The organism is Vibrio sp. 1402 (assembly GCF_033340275.1).
Genome location: NZ_JAWOWE010000595.1, coordinates 1 through 546 on the forward strand (window position 1 = coordinate 1; position 546 = coordinate 546).

General features: G+C 50.9%; 1 protein-coding gene. It reads left to right on the plus strand.

Translation table 11 applies throughout. The annotated features are described in order from the left end of the window. The first annotated feature begins 14 nt into the window (after positions 1–14). Complete coding sequence (locus tag R7044_RS27435) at positions 15–518, plus strand: GNAT family N-acetyltransferase (RefSeq protein WP_225456254.1); 504 nt, start codon at positions 15–17, stop codon at positions 516–518. The last annotated feature ends 28 nt before the right edge of the window (positions 519–546 follow it).

Consider the following 546-nt stretch of genomic DNA (forward strand, 5'->3'; position numbering starts at 1 on the left):
ACCCGGAGTAGCGAATGCTGATTCGAAGTGAGGCCCCTGCGGACATTCTGACCATTGACCGCCTATTGAAACATGCGTTTCCAACCGATGCGGAAGCCAACTTGGTGATGCGTTTACGTGAAAACGGCAAGCTGACCTTGTCGCTGGTGGCGTGTACGGATGAAGGTGAGGTAATTGGCCATGCTTTATTTAGCCCAGTTACATTAAATGGTGAAGATTTGTCGTGGCAAGGGCTTGCACCATTGGCTGTTCATGAGGACTATCGCCGTCAAGGCATTGGTGCTGAACTCATTAAAGAAGGTTTCGAATCTCTGCGTGATTTCGGTTATCCAGTCTGTGTCGTGTTGGGTGAACCTAACTACTATGCACGACAAGGTTTCAATGCTGGTGAAGAGATGGGCTTTGAATGCGCTTGGGAAGTGCCTGAAGGTGCGTTTCGAGTAGCTGAACTCGTCGAGGGCCAATGTGCAGGACGTTCTGGACGCATTGATTACGCGCCTGAGTGCTCAGGGCGTTAAATAATGAGCCAGCCCGTGGAAACAGGGG